Annotated in this window: 15 protein-coding genes and 1 pseudogene; 12 read left to right on the top strand and 4 right to left on the bottom strand. The window is 63.3% G+C overall.

The window, feature by feature from the left end; all coding sequences use genetic code 11:
• From EN984_RS01780 to EN984_RS01790, 3 genes and pseudogenes are all read right to left on the bottom strand, one after another.
• Nucleotides 1–503, bottom strand: a pseudogene (locus EN984_RS01780) (ABC transporter permease); the annotation flags it as partial.
• Nucleotides 500–2,029 carry a sugar ABC transporter ATP-binding protein gene (locus tag EN984_RS01785; protein ID WP_127271393.1) on the bottom strand — a complete coding sequence of 510 codons (1,530 nt, stop codon included), beginning with the start codon at nucleotides 2,027–2,029 and terminating at the stop codon, nucleotides 500–502. The pseudogene EN984_RS01780 and the gene EN984_RS01785, both read right to left, overlap by 4 nt.
• 83 nt (nucleotides 2,030–2,112) lie before the next feature.
• Nucleotides 2,113–3,240: a sugar ABC transporter substrate-binding protein gene (locus EN984_RS01790; protein ID WP_127273122.1), complete on the bottom strand. Its 1,128-nt coding sequence runs from the start codon at nucleotides 3,238–3,240 to the stop codon at nucleotides 2,113–2,115.
• Nucleotides 3,241–3,459: 219 nt separating this feature from the next.
• On the opposite strand from EN984_RS01790, the gene EN984_RS01795 reads away from it, so the two are divergent.
• The 8 genes from EN984_RS01795 to EN984_RS01835 all read left to right on the top strand — a co-directional run bounded on the left by EN984_RS01795 (nucleotide 3,460) and on the right by EN984_RS01835 (nucleotide 12,740).
• Nucleotides 3,460–4,134: a GntR family transcriptional regulator gene (locus EN984_RS01795; RefSeq protein WP_013533053.1), complete on the top strand. Its 675-nt coding sequence runs from the start codon at nucleotides 3,460–3,462 to the stop codon at nucleotides 4,132–4,134.
• Nucleotides 4,135–4,417: 283 nt separating this feature from the next.
• Nucleotides 4,418–5,245 (top strand): phosphogluconate dehydrogenase C-terminal domain-containing protein, encoded by an 828-nt coding sequence (locus EN984_RS01805; RefSeq protein ID WP_127269048.1) that lies wholly within the window; start codon nucleotides 4,418–4,420, stop codon nucleotides 5,243–5,245.
• A 328-nt stretch (nucleotides 5,246–5,573) separates the two neighbouring features.
• Nucleotides 5,574–6,515, top strand: coding sequence for a D-ribose ABC transporter substrate-binding protein (locus EN984_RS01810; RefSeq protein ID WP_127269049.1), 942 nt, complete (start codon nucleotides 5,574–5,576; stop codon nucleotides 6,513–6,515).
• A 95-nt stretch (nucleotides 6,516–6,610) separates the two neighbouring features.
• The gene (locus EN984_RS01815) at nucleotides 6,611–7,255 is read left to right on the top strand and encodes a DUF2291 family protein (protein WP_127269050.1); all 645 of its coding nucleotides are present in this window, start codon (nucleotides 6,611–6,613) and stop codon (nucleotides 7,253–7,255) included.
• Nucleotides 7,252–8,808, top strand: a complete 1,557-nt coding sequence (locus EN984_RS01820) for a sugar ABC transporter ATP-binding protein (protein WP_127269784.1) — start codon at nucleotides 7,252–7,254, stop codon at nucleotides 8,806–8,808. Before EN984_RS01815 ends, EN984_RS01820 begins: the two co-directional genes overlap by 4 nt.
• Nucleotides 8,801–9,865, top strand: coding sequence for an ABC transporter permease (locus tag EN984_RS01825; protein ID WP_027036223.1), 1,065 nt, complete (start codon nucleotides 8,801–8,803; stop codon nucleotides 9,863–9,865). The genes EN984_RS01820 and EN984_RS01825 overlap by 8 nt, the downstream gene beginning before the upstream one ends.
• A 2-nt stretch (nucleotides 9,866–9,867) precedes the next feature.
• The gene (locus EN984_RS01830; protein ID WP_127268638.1) at nucleotides 9,868–10,902 is read left to right on the top strand and encodes a Gfo/Idh/MocA family oxidoreductase; all 1,035 of its coding nucleotides are present in this window, start codon (nucleotides 9,868–9,870) and stop codon (nucleotides 10,900–10,902) included.
• Nucleotides 10,899–12,740 (top strand): hypothetical protein, encoded by a 1,842-nt coding sequence (locus tag EN984_RS01835; RefSeq protein ID WP_127268637.1) that lies wholly within the window; start codon nucleotides 10,899–10,901, stop codon nucleotides 12,738–12,740. The genes EN984_RS01830 and EN984_RS01835 overlap by 4 nt, the downstream gene beginning before the upstream one ends.
• Before the next feature lie 2 nt (nucleotides 12,741–12,742).
• Here the strand turns inward: EN984_RS01835 and EN984_RS01840 are convergent, their stop codons facing one another.
• A complete protein-coding gene (locus tag EN984_RS01840) occupies nucleotides 12,743–13,456 on the bottom strand; it encodes a transcriptional regulator NanR (RefSeq protein ID WP_063167520.1) in 714 nt (237 codons plus the stop codon).
• 174 nt (nucleotides 13,457–13,630) lie between these two features.
• Here EN984_RS01840 and oiaX point away from each other — a divergent pair, with 174 nt between their 5' ends.
• The 4 genes from oiaX to dhaL all read left to right on the top strand — a co-directional run bounded on the left by oiaX (nucleotide 13,631) and on the right by dhaL (nucleotide 18,027).
• Nucleotides 13,631–14,881, top strand: coding sequence for a 3-oxo-isoapionate-4-phosphate decarboxylase OiaX (gene oiaX / locus EN984_RS01845; RefSeq protein WP_127268636.1), 1,251 nt, complete (start codon nucleotides 13,631–13,633; stop codon nucleotides 14,879–14,881).
• A gap of 4 nt (nucleotides 14,882–14,885) precedes the next feature.
• Complete coding sequence (locus tag EN984_RS01850; RefSeq protein ID WP_127383616.1) at nucleotides 14,886–16,220, top strand: four-carbon acid sugar kinase family protein; 1,335 nt, start codon at nucleotides 14,886–14,888, stop codon at nucleotides 16,218–16,220.
• 130 nt (nucleotides 16,221–16,350) lie between these two features.
• A complete protein-coding gene (locus EN984_RS01855; RefSeq protein WP_127269790.1) occupies nucleotides 16,351–17,358 on the top strand; it encodes a dihydroxyacetone kinase subunit DhaK in 1,008 nt (335 codons plus the stop codon).
• A gap of 27 nt (nucleotides 17,359–17,385) precedes the next feature.
• Complete coding sequence (gene dhaL, locus EN984_RS01860) at nucleotides 17,386–18,027, top strand: dihydroxyacetone kinase subunit DhaL (protein WP_127269792.1); 642 nt, start codon at nucleotides 17,386–17,388, stop codon at nucleotides 18,025–18,027.
• The last annotated feature ends 83 nt before the right edge of the window (nucleotides 18,028–18,110 follow it).

Here is an 18,110-nt window from a genome sequence, read left to right on the forward strand (position 1 = left end):
GTACCGAGATCGGGCGACACGAAGCCGCCGGGCTTGTCCATCACCAGCAGCGTCACGCCTTGCAGGATGAACATGGTCGACAGCGTCACCACGATGGGCTGCATGCGCAGCACGGCGATGAAGAAGCCGTTGAAGGCGCCCACCGCCATGCCGACGCCGATGCCGACGGCGGTCCACAGGATGATGCTGGCGCCTGGCGCCATCGGGTCCATGCTCGATGCCAGCACGGCATTGACCAGCGATATCACCGCGCCGGCAGAGAGGTCGAAACCGCCCGACAGGATGACGATGGTCTGACCGATCGCGGCGAGCGCCGAGGTGGTGCCGCCGCTCGACAGGAACGACACGTCGAAATAGGTCAGCGGCCCGGCGTTGATCCAGTCGACAACGAAGAGCAGGATCGCCAGGACGATCGCGGCAATCAGCGCGCCACGATTGCGCACCAGCGCGCGGCGCAGACCGAAGCCGCCGGGAACAGGGGATGAGGCTGCTGCGCTGCTCATGCGGCTTCCCCGGCATGGCCAAGCGCCGGGCGCATGATGGCCGGTTCGGTGATGGCGTCGCCTTCGAGTTCGGCGGCGATGCGCCCGTCGTAGAGAACCAGGACCCGGTCGCATTGGTGGACGAGTTCGGGAATCTCGGTCGAGTGCAGCAGGATCGAACCGCCCGAAGCCACGTAGTTTCGCATCATCACATAAAGCTCGTGCTTGGTGCCGACGTCGATGCCTCGGGTGGGATCGAACAACAGAAGGATGCGGCTCTGCGCCACCAGCCATTTGGCGATGGCGATTTTTTGCTGGTTGCCCCCGGAAAACGCACCGGCCCGCGTCCAAAGCGCGCGGCGGTCGACCTCGACAGTGTCGAATGCCGCCTCGACGGAGCGGGTCTCAGCCTGCGCGTCGACAAGGCCTAGCCGTGTGAAGCGCGATATCACCGGCAGGGTGGCGTTCTGGCTGCCCGACAGCTTCAGGAACAGGCCTTCGGATTTGCGGTCTTCCGGCACCAGGCCGATGGCCATGTTGGGGCGCAAGGCATCGGCCGGCGAACCGAGCCAGACCTTGCGGCCGTCGACGAGGATGTGGCCGCGCTCGATCTCGGCCATGCCAAAGCAGGCCAGGAACAGGTCCTGCTGGCCCATGCCCTGCAACCCGGCGACGCCGAGGATTTCGCCCTTGCGCAGATCGAAGCCGGCGCCGTCGAGCTTGCGCCCGACCTTTAGGTCGCGCACGCCCAGAACCGGCGGCCCGAAAGCCTGGGCGCTGTCCGGCTTGGGCGGGAAGGTCTGCTCGATGCTGCGGCCGATGATCTTTTCGATGACGTCGCCATCCGAGACATCGGCAACCGGCGCGGTGACGATGTGGCGGCCGTTTCTCAGGATCGTCAGCGTGTCGCAAAAGGCGCGGACCTCGCGCATGCGGTGCGTGATGAAGACGATGGTGGTACCCGCCGCCTTCAGCCCGGCGATGATGTCGCCCAGCCAGTCAACATCGCGGCCGGCGAGCGTCGAGGTCGGTTCGTCGAGCAAAAGGATGCGCGGCTTGCGGTAGACGGCACGCGCGATCTCGATCTTCTGGCGCACCGAAAGCTCGAGCTCACTCACCTCGGCGTCGAGATCGACGGAAAAACCGAGATCCTCGATATGGCGGCGGACGGCCTTGCGGGCGGCACCGCGGCGGATCAGGCCGGAGATGCCGACCGGGGCGTAAGGCAGCATCATGTTGTCGAGGACGGAGAGGTCGCGCACCAAGGTCATCTCCTGGAATGCTGTCTGCATGCCCAGCGCATGTGCTGCGCGCGGCGCGCCGTAAGCGATCTCCTTGCCGAAGACACGGACATGGCCTTGGCTCGGCCGGACCAGTCCGGACAGCAGCTTCACCAGTGTCGACTTGCCCGCTCCGTTTTCACCGAGCAGGGCATGGACGCTGCCGGGCGCGATCGCAAACGACACGCCGTCCAGCGCAACGGTCGGTCCGAACGCCTTGCTGATGCCGTCGATCTCGATGGCGGGGAGCTCGGAATGTTCTGTCATTGTCCTCGATCGCCAGGCTTGGCATGGGCTGACGATGCACGGACAGAAAATGTCCGCGCATCGTCAAGATCGCCTTGGGAGGCTTATTCTTCCGGTTGTCCGACGAGGGCAGCCGCGAGGCCGACCTCGGGTGTCTGGTCCGAGAAGATCGAGGCAAACCAGCCCGGGTTGGAGACCAGCGACGGCTTGAAGGCGTTGCAGCCGGCCTTCATCTCCGCCCATGTGCCTTCGTCGCACAGCTTGATCGTCTCGTTGGTGACGACCGGCAGCGGCAGGATGGTGGTCTTAGGCACGTCCTTGCCTTCGATCGCCTCGACGGCAAGCTTCAGCGCCAGCGCACCCGAATAAGGCGGCGAGGCGTAGGAAATGCGTTGTGCGCCGGCCGGCGCGTAGGGCGCGGCCGCGCCTTCGACTTCGGTGCCCTCCGGCAGCATCTGGATGCGGCCGCCATTGGAACCTTCGCCGGCGCAAGGCAGGAGTTCGCTGGTCTTCTTGCCAGCCTCGAGCTGCATCGAGTTGGCGGTGAAGCAGCCGACCTGCATCCACAGCCCGTTGATGTCGTCCCAATTGCGGGTGGCCAGGATTTTCGAGAGCTCGGTGCGGGCGACCGCCTGGCTCCACATGCCGACAGCCTCGCCGACGATCTTGATATCAGGATATTTGGCGAAGACTTCCTTGGCGGCTTTTGTCCGCTGATCGTCGACGGATGTTCCCGGGACACCCGTGATGGCGATGATGTTGCCCTTGCCGTTGAGCTTCTTGACCAGCCATTCGGCGGTCACCCTGCCGGCTTCCAGCTGGTCGATGTGGACGTTGTAGGCACAAGGCTCGGTGATCTCGGCGTCGTAGGCAAAGACCTTCACGCCCTTGTCGCAGGCATTCTTGACGACCTGGTTGAGCGCGGTCGGGGAAATCGGATACACGACGATCGCCTCGGCGCCGCTTTGCACCATCGCGTTGATCTGCTGAATCTGGCGTTGCGCGTTGGGGCCAGCGACCTGGACCTGCAGGTCGACCTTGTCGGCCAGGCTCTTGTGGGCGGCCATGGCCTTGACCATGTTGGCCGCCTCCGCCTGCCAATCATTGCCGATGTAGCTCATGCTGAGAAAGATCTTGTGCTTCTCGGCTGCCTGCGCGGCGGACAGGCCGAAGGCGCATGCAGCCATCCCAGCCAGCAGCGCGAGCCGCCGGACTTTCGATCCGATACCCATGTGAAACTCCTCCCAAACAGAACGACCGAATGCCTCCCAAGGGCACAAAACGTAACCCTTGCCATTCGATGCCAGCGACCGTAACATCGTTTGATCAAATATCAATGATGAAATCGTTTATATCAAAACGGGCTATGTCGGCCGCTTGACGTGGCACCACGAACCTTGCATTCCCAGACAAGCAATAGTGTCGCCCTTGGGCGGGAAGGTTGACCGGAGATGGCTGGATCGGCGTTCAGGAAGCCTGGTGTCGAGATCATTCCACTGTCCAAGGAAACTCTGCAGGACCGGGTCTACAATCAGGTCACCGAACTGATCCTCGACGGCAGCATCGTACCGGGCGAGATGGTCACGGTTCAGAGCCTCGCCGACGCCTTTGGCGTCAGCCCGATGCCGGTCAGGGAAGCGCTGCGGCGCCTGACGGCAGCCAACGCGCTCACTGTGGTATCCGGACGCTCCATTGGTATTCCGGCGCTCAGCCGCGAGCGGCTCACCGATTTGCGCAATGTACGTTTTGAGATAGAGGCCATCGCCGCCGGCTGGGCCTCACAGAACCGGAGTGATGCGGATCTTGCGATTTTCGCGCGCGATCTGGACTCACTGGAACGCGCGAATGGCGCGGACGACGTAAAGGCCTATCTCAGGGCGAATTATACCTTCCACTTCGCAATCTACCGAGCAGCGGGATCCGAAACCCTGCTCAAGATCATCAAGGATCTATGGCTGCAGATCAGCCCCTATTTCAATATGCTGCATGGGTCCTACTCGACCGCGAACACATACCATCAACAGATGTTTGCGGCCCTGCGCGACCGGGACGAGCAGGCAGTTCAGGCGGCGGTTCGTGGCGATATCGATGCGGCTTTCGACATGCTGGTCGATCTTTTGAAGTAGCGCCCGGCCCGACCTCCGACCCCTATCACATGCCTCCTATTTCTGGGGATGGCAGAGCAGCGCTCATGCGCACTCAGCGGGCAAGCGCGGGCTTCTTCTGGTGATCTAGAGATCATATCCCGAGCGCGCCATCCATGATTCTCGTGCTACCGGCGGCAGCCGATGACGCGGCGAACGCATCGCATGGTCATTATCGCATTGCCAAAATCTGGTAGCGTGATTATACCAGTTGATCAGTTGACGACGCGCGATGCCGTCGCCGAAGAACAGGAGTGGTGACCAGATGACAACGATTGCGCTGTTCGGGGCTGGCGGGAAAATGGGCTACCGCCTGTCGACCAATTTTCGCGGGTCGCCCTACACGATACGCCATGTCGAGGTCAGCGATGCCGGCCGCGAACGGCTGAAGACCGGACTGGGTTTCGATACGGTCAGTGCCGACGAGGCGCTCAAGGACGCGGATGTGGTGATCCTGGCCGTTCCCGACACGCATATCGGCAAGGTAGCGGCCAGCATCGAGAGCAAGCTGGCGCCAGGCACGATGGTGGTGGTGCTCGACGCGGCGGCACCTTTCGCCGGCCATCTGCCGAAGCGGCCTGACCTCACCTATTTCGTCACTCACCCCTGCCATCCGCCGATCTTCAATGACGAGACCGACATGGCAGCCAAGAAGGACTATTTCGGCGGCGTGAAGGCCAAGCAGCACATGGTCAGCGCCCTGATGCAGGGCCCGGAAGAGGACTACGCCAAGGGCGAGGCGATCGCGAAGATCATATGGGCGCCGGTGATGCGTTCGCACCGCGTCAGCGTCGAACAGATGGCGCTGCTCGAGCCTGGCCTTTCGGAGACGGTGTGCGCCTCGTTGCTGGTGGTCATGAAAGAAGCCGTCGACGAGGTCGTGGCGCGCGGCGTCGACCAGCAGGCGGCACTCGACTTCCTGCTCGGCCATATGAACGTGCTCGGCGCCGTCATTTTCGGCGAGACCAAGGGCGTTTTCTCCGACGCATGCAACAAGGCGATCGAGTTCGGCAAGCCGGTGCTGATGCGTGACGACTGGAAGCGCGTGTTCGAACCGGAAGAGATCGCCGCCAGCATTCAGCGGATCACCTGAGAGAAGACAGGTGCTTGACGCAGCACCTCGAAGGCCCGGCATGCCATTGCCGATCCTCGGTTTTGGTAGCTCATCAGGTACATGTCACCTGAATTTGTGGTTGACTCATCATACCAGTTGGCTTAGCTGTTCATGGCTCGGATCGACAAGGTTTCGCAGGGAGCACGATGCCTGGGCAAGTGGAGGATGGCTGGGGAGCAACGATCCGTCCTGGGTAAGCCGGCAACGGTTTTCGACCCAAGCGATCCGCGGCCCGCGCTGCCTGACGAATTCGGATGCAGACAAAGCCATTGGCCGATCAAGGCAATTTTTCAAACGGGAGGACTTCATGAAACTCACACGCAGAATGACGCTTGCGGCTTTCGCCGGCATGCTGGCGCTTGGCACGGCAGTGCCCGCCTATGCGGCGGATCTCATCGCCATTATCACGCCCTCACACGACAATCCGTTCTTCAAGGCGGAAGCCGTCGGCGCGGAAGCCAAGGCCAAGGAACTCGGCTATGAGGCGCTGGTGCTGGTCCATGACGACGACGCCAACAAGCAGTCCGAGCTGATCGACACCGCGATCGGCCGCGGTGCCAAGGCGATCATCCTCGACAATGCAGGCGCGGACGCCACCGTCGCCGCCGTGCAGAAGGCCAAGGATGCGGGCATTCCGTCCTTCCTGATCGACCGCGAGATCAACGCCACCGGCGTGGCCGTGGCGCAGATCGTCTCCAACAACTACCAGGGCGCCCAGCTCGGCGCGCAGGAATTCGTCAAGCTGATGGGCGAGAAGGGCAATTTCGTCGAACTGGTCGGCAAGGAATCCGACACCAATGCCGGCATTCGTTCCAAGGGTTATCACGACGTCATCGATGACTATCCGGACCTGAAGATGGTTGCCCAGCAGTCGGCCAACTGGAGCCAGACGGAAGCCTATTCCAAGATGGAATCGATCCTGCAGGCCAACCCCGACATCAAGGGCGTGATCTCCGGCAACGATACGATGGCGATGGGCGCCTATGCGGCACTTGCCGCGGCGAACCGCAAGGACGTCATCGTCGTCGGCTTCGACGGATCGAACGACGTACGGGACTCCATCGCGTCGGGCGGTATCAAGGCAACCGTGCTGCAGCCGGCCTTCGCGCAGGCGCAGATGGCGGTCGAGCAGGCCAACGACTTCATCAAGAACAAGAAGTCGCCGGCCAAGGAAAAGCAGTTGATGGACTGCGTTCTGATCAATGGCGACAATGCCGCCAAGCTGGAGACCTTCGCGCTGACGAACTGAGCCAGCGTGATTTCAATAGCGAGGGGCGAACATCGGTTTTCGCCCCTCGCCGCCATTTTCCGTGGGCCGCCCACGATGCTGAACGACAGGCCGCCATGCTGAACACCAAGCCGAACTGGCCGACCCTTACCGTAATGGTCGGCATCAGCCTGACCGCCTGCAAGATCCTGCCTACGAAATCGGAAGCCGGAGACAACGCTCCCGCCTTCAATCCAGACAAGATGGTCGAAGAGACATGGGCGGCAAAGGTCGTGCCCTATCTCCAGCAGAAAGCCGGACCGTTTGCGCAGGTTCACACCCTGGCGACAACCGATCCATCGGCTGCCGGCGCCAAATACGGCAATCCGAACAAGCAGGCGAATTCGCCTTGGACTTTCGCGGTTCGCCTGGAAGGCAAGATCGTCACGGCCAACACGCAGTCGCGGGCAGCAACCGTCGACGTCGATATCGACGGCGACGGCAAAGCCGATGCACGAGTGCAGATCGGACCGGCGGTGCGCGGTACCGCGCTGCGCGACAGCCTGGACTTCATCCAGTTCAACGACTTCACCAACCAGATCGACTTCGCCCAGTTCGGCAAGGCGTTCAACGCTTATGCCGACAAGACGGTGCTCTCCAAGCTGCCACGCGATGCGCTGGAAGGCCGCAGCGCCAAGGTGCTCGGCGCCTATACGCTGGGGAGCGGCCAGGACCTGCCGCTGGTGACGCCGGCGGAGGCAGAGATCGGGCCGAAACCATGAGCGCGACAGCTGAGCGCGAAATCATCCTGAAGCTCGAGGACGTCTCCAAGGTCTATTCCGGCACCGTTGCGGTCAAGCGCGCCAATTTCGAGGTGCGCAAGGGCGCGGTCAACGTGCTGGTCGGTGAAAACGGCGCCGGCAAGTCGACGCTGATGAAGATCATCGCCGGTGTCGAACGGCCGACCGCCGGCCGCATCCTGCTGGAAGGTGAAGAGGTTTCCTTCTCCTCGTCCGCGGACGCGGTGAACCGCGGCATCGGCATGGTGTTCCAGGAGCTGAACCTGTTCGGCAATATGTGCGTCGCCGAGAATATTTTCGCCACCCGGGAGATCACCAACCGCTTCGGCAAGATCGACCGCGAGCAACAGGAAAACCGCGCTGCGGAATTTCTGGAACGCCTGCAAGCCGGCATACGGCCAGACATGCTGGTTGAGGATCTGCGCATCGGTCAGCAGCAGCTGGTCGAGATCGCCAAGGCGGTCTCGCTCGACGCGCGCATCCTGATCATGGACGAGCCGACCTCGGCGCTGAGCGCTGCGGAAGTCGAGATCCTGTTCAAGGTGATCGCCGACCTCAAGGCACGCGGCGTGGCGATCGTTTATATCTCGCACCGGCTCGAAGAGCTGATCCGCATCGGCGACTACATCACCGTGCTGCGTGACGGCCGCATCACCGGCCAGGAAGAGATGAAGAACGTCGACACGCAATGGATCGTTCGCCAGATGATCGGCTCCGACGCCAAGGACTTCGCCAAGGCCGACGGCCATCTTCCGGGAGAAGAGATTTTTCGTGCCGAGGAGATCTGCCTGCCCCGCGCCACCGGCGGACTTGCCGTCGACCATGTCTCGTTGTCGCTGCGTGCCGGCGAGATCCTCGGCATTTACGGCCTGATGGGCGCCGGGCGCAGCGAGCTGTTCGACTGCATCATGGGCCGTCACGGCCATTCGACGGGCGAGATCTTCATTGGCGGTATAAAGGTCAAGGAGCGCGATACGACGCGGCGCATCCGGCGTGGCCTGGCATTGATCCCCGAAGACCGTCAGCGCGAAGGGCTGGTCTCGATCCTCTCGGTCGCCAGCAATTTGACGCTGGCCAGCCTGTTGCGATTTGCCCGCCTGTTCCATATCCGTGGCGCCGACGAAAGGCAGGCGGTGACGCAGATGGTGCGGGAGCTGGCGATCAAGGTCGCCGACCCTGCGCAGGAGGTGTCGTCGCTGTCGGGCGGCAACCAGCAGAAAGTGGTGATCGGCAAGGCGCTGCTCACCGAACCCAAGGTGCTGCTGATGGACGAGCCCAGCCGAGGCATCGATGTCGGCGCCAAGGCCGACGTCTTCCGCACCATGCGCAAACTGTCCCGCGACGGTTTGGGGATTTTGTTCGCCACCTCCGACCTCGACGAGGTGATGGCGCTGTCCGACCGCATCGCGGTGATGAGCAACGGAAAACTGACCGGCATGTTCGATCGCGCCGAAGCGACGGAGGCGGCACTCGTGGCTGCATCCGCGCTTGGCCACGGACCGACCCCACGCACGGAGAGCACCGCCCATGACTGACATCCCAGCCAAAGCGGCCGCTCCCTCCACTTCCAGCGGCTCGGTGCTGCTGACCGTGATGAAGCTTCGGACGTTCATCGCGCTGATCGCCGTGCTGATCTTCTTCTCGATCGCGGCGCCGAATTTCCTATCGACCGCCAATCTGATCCTGATGTCGAAGCACGTGGCGCTGAACGCATTCCTGGCGATGGGCATGACCTTCGTCATCATCACTGGCGGCATCGACCTTTCGGTCGGCTCGATCGTCGGCCTGTGCGGTATGGTGGCCGGCTATCTCGTGCTCAACGGCATCGACCTGCAGATCGGCTACACCATCTATTTCAACGTCTTCGAGATCGCGCTGATCACACTGGCCGTCGGCATATTGATCGGCGCCGTCAACGGATTGCTGATCACCAGGCTGAACGTTGCACCGTTCATCGCCACGCTCGGCGTCCTCTACGTCGCGCGCGGCCTGGCGCTGCTGTCGTCGGATGGCCGCACCTTCCCCAACCTGGTCGGCAAACCGGAACTTGGCACCACCGGCTTCGGTTTCCTCGGTGCCGGCCGGCTGCTCGGCCTGCCGGTGGCGATCTGGATCCTGATCGTCGTTGCACTGGGAGCCGCCTATCTCGCCAAATACACGCCGCTTGGCCGCCACATCTTCGCCGTCGGCGGCAATGAACGGGCGTCGCGGATTTCAGGCGTCCGTGTCAACATGGTGAAGATGTTCGTCTATATGTTCTCCGGTTTCTGCGCGGCGATCGTCGGCCTGATCATCTCGTCCGAGCTGATGGCCTCGCATCCGGCGACAGGCGAAAGTTTCGAGCTCAACGCCATTGCGGCGGCGGTGCTCGGCGGCACCTCGATGTCGGGCGGGCGCGGCACGATCGGCGGCACCATCGTCGGCGCCTTCGTCATCGGTATTCTTTCGGACGGATTGGTGATGATGGGTGTGAGTTCGTTCTGGCAAATGGTGATCAAGGGCCTCGTCATCATCGTTGCCGTCGTCGTCGACCAGGCGCAGCGCCGGCTGCAAAGTCGGGTGACGCTGATGCAGATGGCAAAGGCAGGCTGAGCATGGCGGAGTTGCGAGGAGCGCTGATCGGCTGCGGCTTCTTTGCCGTCAACCAGATGCATGCCTGGCGCGACATAGCGGGCGCCTCGATCGTCGCCATCTGCGACCGTGACCCGGAACGGTTGCGGATCGTCGGCGACCAATTCGGCATTGCGAAGCGCTATACCGATGCGGGGGAACTTTTTGCCGGCGAAAACCTCGACTTCGTCGATATCGCCACCAGCGCGCCCAGCCATCGTCCGCTTGTCGAAATGGCGGCACAGCACCGCGTGCCGGTGATCTGCCAAAAGCCGTTCGCGCCGACGCTCGCCGATGCCAAGGCGATGGTCGGGGCATGCGCGGAAGCCGGCGTGCCGCTGATGGTGCATGAGAATTTTCGCTGGCAGTCGCCGATCCAGGCGGTGCGCGCCGTGCTCGACAGCGGCGAGATCGGTATGCCCTTCTTCGGTCGCATCTCCTTCCGCTCCGCCTATGACGTGTTTTCCGGCCAGCCCTATCTGGCGACGGGAAGGCGCTTCATCATCGAGGATCTCGGCATCCACATCCTCGACATCGCCCGCTTCCTGCTCGGCGATGTGTCCACGATCACGACGCGGACGGTGCGCATCAACCCCGGCATATCGGGCGAGGACGTCGCGACGATGCTGATGGATCACAACAGCGGTGCTACCTCGGTGGTCGACTGCAGCTACGCGACGAAGCTCGCCACGGAGCCGTTTCCCGAGACGCTGATCGAGATCGACGGCAGCGACGGCACGATCCGGCTGGCGCAGGGATATCGGCTGACCGTCACCGGCAAGAGCGGCACGGCCGTCACCGACGTTTCGCCGCCGCTGCTGCCGTGGGCGTCGCGGCCTTGGCACAACATCCAGGAAAGCGTCGTCGCCATCCAGCAGCACTGGGTCGATTGCCTGGCAAAGGGCGTACAACCGGCGACCTCGGGTGCGGACAATCTCAAGACGTTCGCGCTGGTCGAGGCCGCCTATGCTGGGGCCGCGAGCCGGCAACCGGTGCAACTCGACGCCTCGCTGAAATGACCGCCGACGCCTTCCTGCTCTACGGCACGCGTACGGTCGAGGTCGAGCCGGTCAGGCTCAGCGCGGGCGCGCTCAGCGCGGACTTCGTCAATGGCAATCTGCGCACCATTCAGCATGGCGGCACCGAAGTGCTACGCGCCGTCGCCTATATCGTGCGTGACCGCGACTGGGGCACCTATGAGCCAAATTTGACGGACCTGATCATCGACCAGGCTGCCGACGCTTTTTCGGTCAGCTATTCGGCAAGCTGCCTGGCCCCCGATGGAACCCGGCTCGGCTTCCGCGCCACCATCAAAGGCTCCGCCGATGGCCGTCTGGTCTTCGAGGTCAGCGCCCTTCCCGAGAGCGATTTCGAAACCAACCGCTGCGGCTTCTGCATCCTTCACCCGATCGCCGACCTCGCCGGCAGCCCGGTCAAGGTCGAGCATACGGACGGCAGCGTGGAGGCGACAAAGCTTCCCGAACTGATAGACCCCTGGCAGCCTTTCAAGGATATCCGCGCCATCACCCATCAGGTTCGGCCTGGCGTCACCGCCGAATGCCGGATGGAAAGCGATACTTTCGAAATGGAGGACCAGCGCAACTGGTCGGACGCCTCCTACAAGACCTATGTGCGACCGCTGGCGCTGCCCTGGCCCTATGTGCTGCCTGCCGGCCAAACCCTGCGCCAGACGATCAGCCTGCGCATCGCAGGTGAAGGCAAAGCGCCGGCTGCCGCCGTGGCCAGCGAACCGGTCCGCGTCGAACTCGGCGAAGCCGGGCCAACGCTGCCGGATGTCGGCGTGGTCATCTATCCCGAAGATGTCGAGACGGCACTGGCGAACCTCTCCACGCTGACGACACTCGGCCCACAACAGCTGCTGTTTCACTACGATCCGACGCGCGGCCACGGGCTCGACGCCTTGCGCGCTTTCGCCCGGCTCGCAAATGCCCACGCTGCCGCAACGACCCTCGAATGCGTCGTTGTGTGCGCCGGCGATCTTGACGCCGAGATGTCAGGTGTCGCCGACCTGGTGCGCCAGGCCGGGCTAAAACTCTCGGCCATTGCCGTGTCGCCTTCGGTCGACCGGCAGTCGACACCGCCGGGCAGCACGTGGCCGGACTGTCCGCCGCTCGAGGATGTTTACGCGGCCGCGCGGCGCGCCTTTCCGGATATCCGCCTCGGCGGCGGCATGTTCAGCTACTTCACCGAACTCAACCGCAAGCGCGTGCCGGCGGACCAGCTCGATTTCATCACCCATTGTACTTGCCCGATCGTGCATGCCGCCGACGATCTCAGCATCATGCAATCGCTGGAGGCGCTGCCTTTCATCACCCAATCGGCGCGGGCGATGATCTTCGGGGCAAAGCCCTATCGGATCGGCCCGTCGACGATTGCCATGCGCCAGAACCCCTATGGCAGCGCGACCAAACCCAATGCCGGGGGACAGCGCGTTGCCATGGCCGCCAGCGATCCTCGCCACACCGGTCAGTTCGCTGCTGCATGGACGATCGGATATGCCGCGCGCGTCGCGCCCGCTGGACTGGAACAGCTCACGCTCTCCAGCTTCACCGGACCGTTCGGCGTGCTGGCGTCATCCGGAGAACCCGTCGCGGAAGGATCGCGCCGGCCGATCTTCGGGGCCATCAAGGGGCTTTGCGAGCTGGCCGGCCTTGCGCATGTGTCGGCAAGGACGAGCGATGAAACCAAGGTGCTGGCGCTGGCCGGGCGCTCCGCCTCGGGCAAGACAATCGCGTGGCTGGCGAACCTGACGGCGGAAGACGTGCAGGTCGACATTTCAGCTTTTGACCGAGGCCAGGTCGTGATGACGCCTTACGCGATCACCCGGCTCGGCTGAAGTTACTTTTCGGAATTCATCACATAGAGCGCGCGCGAGCGTTCGAGATGCTTGATCATCGCCTTCTCGGCGCCATCGGCATCCTTCTTCTCGATGCGGCCGATGATCTCTTCGTGCTCGGTCAGCGTGAACTTTTCCTTGCCGGTCCAGATCAGCATTTCGGTGTGGTATTCCTTCAGCCAGCCCAGCATCGCCTCGCTGACGGCAACATAGATCGGGTTACCGGAGATCGCGGCGATCTGCGTATGGAATTTCATGTCGGCGGAGATGAAGGCTTCGGAATCGCCGCGAAAGCCGCGCTGTTCGGCAACGGTGGCCCTGAGCCGCAGCACATCCTCGGCGGTGGCCTTTTCGGCGGCTTCCCTGACCATGCCGCGCTCGAAGAAGATGCGCGCGGTCTTCAGGTGCTCCAGCGTGTCCTTCGACGACGACAGGATGATCTTGGCGGCGCCATCGACCTGCTTGATGATCGACTTGGCGGTCAGCTGCAGCACCTTGGCGCGCTCGCCATGCGAGATCGCGACCAGGCCCATATTGCTCAGCGCCTGCATCGCCTCGCGAATCGCCGGCCTGCCGACCTCGAAACGCTCCATCAGTTCGCGTTCCGAAGGCATGTCGTCGCCCGGCATCAATTCGCCGCTGGTAATGAGGCGTTTCAGCCGCAAGAAGACCTCATCGGAAAGCTTGCGCCGGACAATCGGTTCCGAACGGTTCATCGTCGCGAATCACTCCCTTGACCCGGCCCTATCTAACACTGCCGCCACAATTCCCGGAATTGCCGTCTGTCGATCCGACTGCCGGATATGGCTTGCAATACTTATGTACTCATTATACCAGATTTGAAACACCAGTGAACCTTTTTCGAACGCCTCGGCTTGAGACAGCGGACCATGATAACCCTCACCTACCGCATCGAAACGCCTGGAAGCATCGAAGCGCTGGCGGCCAAGATCGCCAGCGATCAGTCGACCGGCACCTTCGTCGCGCTGCCCGGCGAGACCGAGGAACTGAAAGCCCGGGTGGCGGCGCGCGTGCTGGCGATACGGCCTCTGGCCGATGCCGAGCGGCCGTCGCTTCCCGACAGCGGCAACGGGCCGTTCAGGCGCGCCGATATCGATATCGCCTTTCCATTCGATGCCATCGGCACCGACCTTTCGGCACTGATGACCATTGCCATCGGTGGCACCTATTCGATCAAGGGCCTCACCGGGATTCGCATCGTCGACATGAAATTGCCGGAGGAGTATCGCGGCGCGCATCCCGGCCCCCAGTTCGGTGTCGCCGGCAGCCGCCGGCTGACTGGTGTGATGGACCGTCCGATCATCGGCACGATCGTCAAGCCGGCGCTGGGCTTGCGGCCACATGAGACGGCCGCAATGGTGGCGGAACTGATCGCCGCCGGTGTCGACTTCATCAAGGACGACGAGAAGCTGATGAGCCCGGCCTATTCGCCCCTGTCGGAACGAGTGAAGGCGATCGTGCCGCTGATCCTCGACCACGAGCAGAAGACCGGCAAGAAGGTGATGTATGCCTTCGGCATCTCGCATGCCGACCCCGATGAGATGATGCGCAACCACGATATGGTGGCGAAGGCTGGCGGCAATTGCGCTGTCATCAACATCAATTCGATCGGCTTCGGTGGCATGGCGTTCCTGAGGAAGCGCTCCAGTCTGGTGCTGCATGCTCACCGCAACGGCTGGGACATCCTCACCCGGCACCCCGGGCTAGGCATGGACTTCAAGGTCTGGCAGCAATTCTGGCGACTGCTCGGCGTCGACCAGTTCCAGATCAACGGCATCGCCTCGAAATACTGGGAGCCGGACGACTCTTTCGTCGAATCGTTCAAGGCGGTGACGACACCGATCTTTTCACCCGAGGACTGCGCCTTGCCGGTGGCGGGCTCTGGCCAGTGGGGTGGCCAGGCTCCTGAGACATATGCGCGGACCGGACGGACCGTCGATCTTCTCTATCTCTGCGGCGGCGGCATCGTCAGCCATCCGGACGGGCCGGGCGCCGGTGTGCGCGCCGTGCAGCAGGCCTGGCAAGCGGCGGTCGACGGCATTCCGCTGGCGGACTTCGCCCTGAACCATCCCGAACTGGCGCGGTCGATCGAAAAATTCGGCGACGGCAAGGCAGCCTGAGACGATGCAGGACCTGCTTCTCAGCTATTACGGCGACGACCTGACCGGCTCGACCGATGTGATGGAGGCGCCCGAGCTCGGCGGTGTGCCGACCGTGCTGTTCATGCGCCAGCCGGACGATGCCTTGCTTTCACGATTTGCCCATTGCCGGGCGATCGGCCTCGCCGGCACCAGCCGCAGCGAGACACCGCGATGGATGGACACATACCTGCGCGATGCCTTTGCCTGGCTGAAGACACTGAATGCCGAGATTTGTCACTACAAGGTCTGCTCGACCTTCGATTCCAGCCCGACGATCGGCAGCATCGGCCGGGCCACCGAGATCGGCCGCTCGGTGTTCGCGCAAGCCAGCGTGCCGCTGCTGGTCGGCGCGCCGCAGCTCAAGCGCTACACCGCCTTCGGCCACCTGTTCGCCGCCTATCGCGACCAATATTTCCGCATCGACCGCCACCCGGTGATGAGCCGCCACCCGACGACGCCGATGGATGAGTCGGACCTGCTGATCCATCTGTCGCGGCAGACGGCGCTGAGCTCGGGGCTGGTCGACCTTGCGACGCTGCAGTCGGCGTCGCGGTCGGTGGCGTTCGATCGCATGATCGGAAACGGCACCGGCATCGTGCTTGTCGATGTCGACAATCTGGAAACCCAGGCCCTTGCCGGCAAGGAGCTGTGGCGCGTTCGCAAGCCCGGCGGTTCTTTTGTCGTCGGCTCGTCCGGGGTCGAGTATGCGTTGCTGGCCGAATGGGCGTCGAATGGCATTGTCGGCGCCGGACATGGCTTCACGCCACCGGGCGCAGCCGAGCGGATAGCCGTCGTGTCGGGCAGTTGCTCGCCGACCACGGAACGGCAGATCCGGCATGCCCTGACCGACGGTTTCGACGGCATCGAGGTCGACCCGGTCGAACTGGTTTCGGAGGCTTCGCAGCAGTCGATCACGCGCGCAACGGCAAGCGGCCGTGCCAGTCTGCAAGCCGGGCGCAGCGTCATCCTCTACACCGCGCTTGGTCCCACTGCCGACAGGGGCGCCGAAATCGACCGGCAGGAAGGCGCCCGCCACAGGCTTGGCCGCGGACTCGGAGAAATCCTTCGCAGCCTGACGATCGAACAGAGCCTGCGGCGCGTGGTCATTGCCGGCGGCGATACGTCGAGCCACGCGCTGGGCGAGATGGGTGTCGATGCCCTGACAATCCGCATGCCGCTGCCCGCTTCGCCGGGTTCGCCGCTCTGCGTTGCTCACGCGCGCGTCAAGGCGATCGACGGCTTGGAGGTCGCGCTCAAGGGCGGCCAGGTCGGAACCGATCGCTATTTCTCAGCCATCCGCGACGGCCTCGGCGGTTGAAACAACTAACGCCTACGTCCAGGTGATAGCCTGCGGGAACACCTCTGCGCACGAAATGCTCCTTGCCGGGTGGAAATCCCGGTAACACCCGGTATTATCTGCGAAAATGCCGAAATCGGGAGGATGCCGGGTGCAGACCAAGAAGATCATCAATGCCGGCAACCGCGCCGTCGACGAGATGCTGGAAGGCATCCTGGCAGCCCATCCCCGCCATCTCAAAAGCGTGGAGGGTAGCCCACGCTCCATCATCGCCTGCGACGGACCGCGCCAGGGCAAGGTGGGCCTCGTCATTGGCGGCGGCTCGGGCCACGAGCCGAGCTTTCTTGGCTTCGTCGGCAAGGGATTGGCCGATGCGGCGGCCATCGGCAATGTCTTCGCCTCGCCACCGCCGGACCCGATCCTCGAATGCGCAAAGGCAGTCAGCGGCGGCGCCGGCGTGCTGTTCATGTACGGCAACTATGCCGGCGACGTGATGAATTTCGACATGGCGGCCGAGATGGCCGCCATGGACGACATCGAGGTGCGCACGGTGCTGAGCACCGACGACGTCGCCTCGGCACCGCGCGACCAGCGGCACAAGAGGCGCGGCGTCGCCGGCAATTTCTTCATCTTTAAGGCGGCCGGTGCCGCCTGCGACCGGATGCTGTCCTTCGACGAATGCGAGCGCATCGCCGGCAAGGCCAACGACCACACCTTCACCATGGGCGTGGCGCTGTCGCCCTGTTCGCTGCCGCAGACCCGCCGGCCGAATTTCGAGATCGGGCCGGACGAGATGGAGATCGGCATGGGCATCCATGGCGAGCCGGGCATCGCGCGCGAAAAGTTGAAAACAGCCGACGAGATCACCGACGAGATGCTGGACAGGATCCTCGACGAGATGGCGCCTACGCGCGGCGACAAGGTCGCGGTGCTCGTCAATTCGCTGGGCTCAACGCCGCTGATGGAACTCTACATCATGAACCGGCGCGTGAAGCAGAGGCTCGATGAGATCGGTGTGTCCATACACGCAAGCTGGGTCGGCAATTACTGCACCTCGCTCGAAATGGCTGGTGCATCGATCACGCTGCACCAACTCGACGGCGAGTTGCAGACGATGCTGGATCACCCCTGCGACTGCGCCATGTTTCGCGCCGGCTAAACCCACTTCTGTGGCAAGGACTAAGACATGACGACAATCGACACCGCCCACCTTGTCGCGATGTTCGCGGCGATCGCAACCGCCATGTCCGCCGACCGGGACCGACTGTGCGCGCTTGACGGGGTTATCGGCGACGCCGACCACGGCATCGCGATGGAGCTTGGATTTTCCGCTGCACGCGATGCCGTCGCCGCACTGGATGCAGAGGCAACCGACCCGACCACCTTGCTGAACACCGCTGCCAAATCGTTCCTGAATGCCGTCGGCGCTTCCTCCGGGCCGCTCTATGCGACCGCGTTCATGCGGGGCGCGGCAGCCGTCAAGGGCAAGACGACGCTCGACGATTCGGACGTGGTCGCCCTGTTCCAGGCTATGGCCAAGGGCATTCAGGATCGCGGCAAGGCCGAGCCTGGCGAAAAGACGATGATCGATGCATGGGCGCCGGCTGCGCAGGCAGCGGGCGAAGCGCTGACCTCCGGCAAGGATCTGGCGGGCAGTCTCGAAGCTGCTGCACAAGCGGCAAACGCAGGCGCGGAGGCGACTAAGTCGATGGTCGCCACGAAAGGCCGGGCATCGCGCCTCGGCGAACGCTCGCTTGGCCACATGGACCCGGGCGCAGCGTCCGCCGTTACCGTGATCGAGGCGATGCGGGTCGCCTTGACCAGTTAACTCAGTAACGGGTTCCCCGCGTCTTTCAGCGCTTGGCGTCGAGCTTGTCGATGGCCTGCACGTTTGTGGCGGAGGGGCCATTC

The organism is Mesorhizobium sp. M7A.F.Ca.CA.004.12.1.1, from assembly GCF_003997835.1.
Classification (GTDB): Bacteria; Pseudomonadota; Alphaproteobacteria; order Rhizobiales; family Rhizobiaceae; genus Mesorhizobium.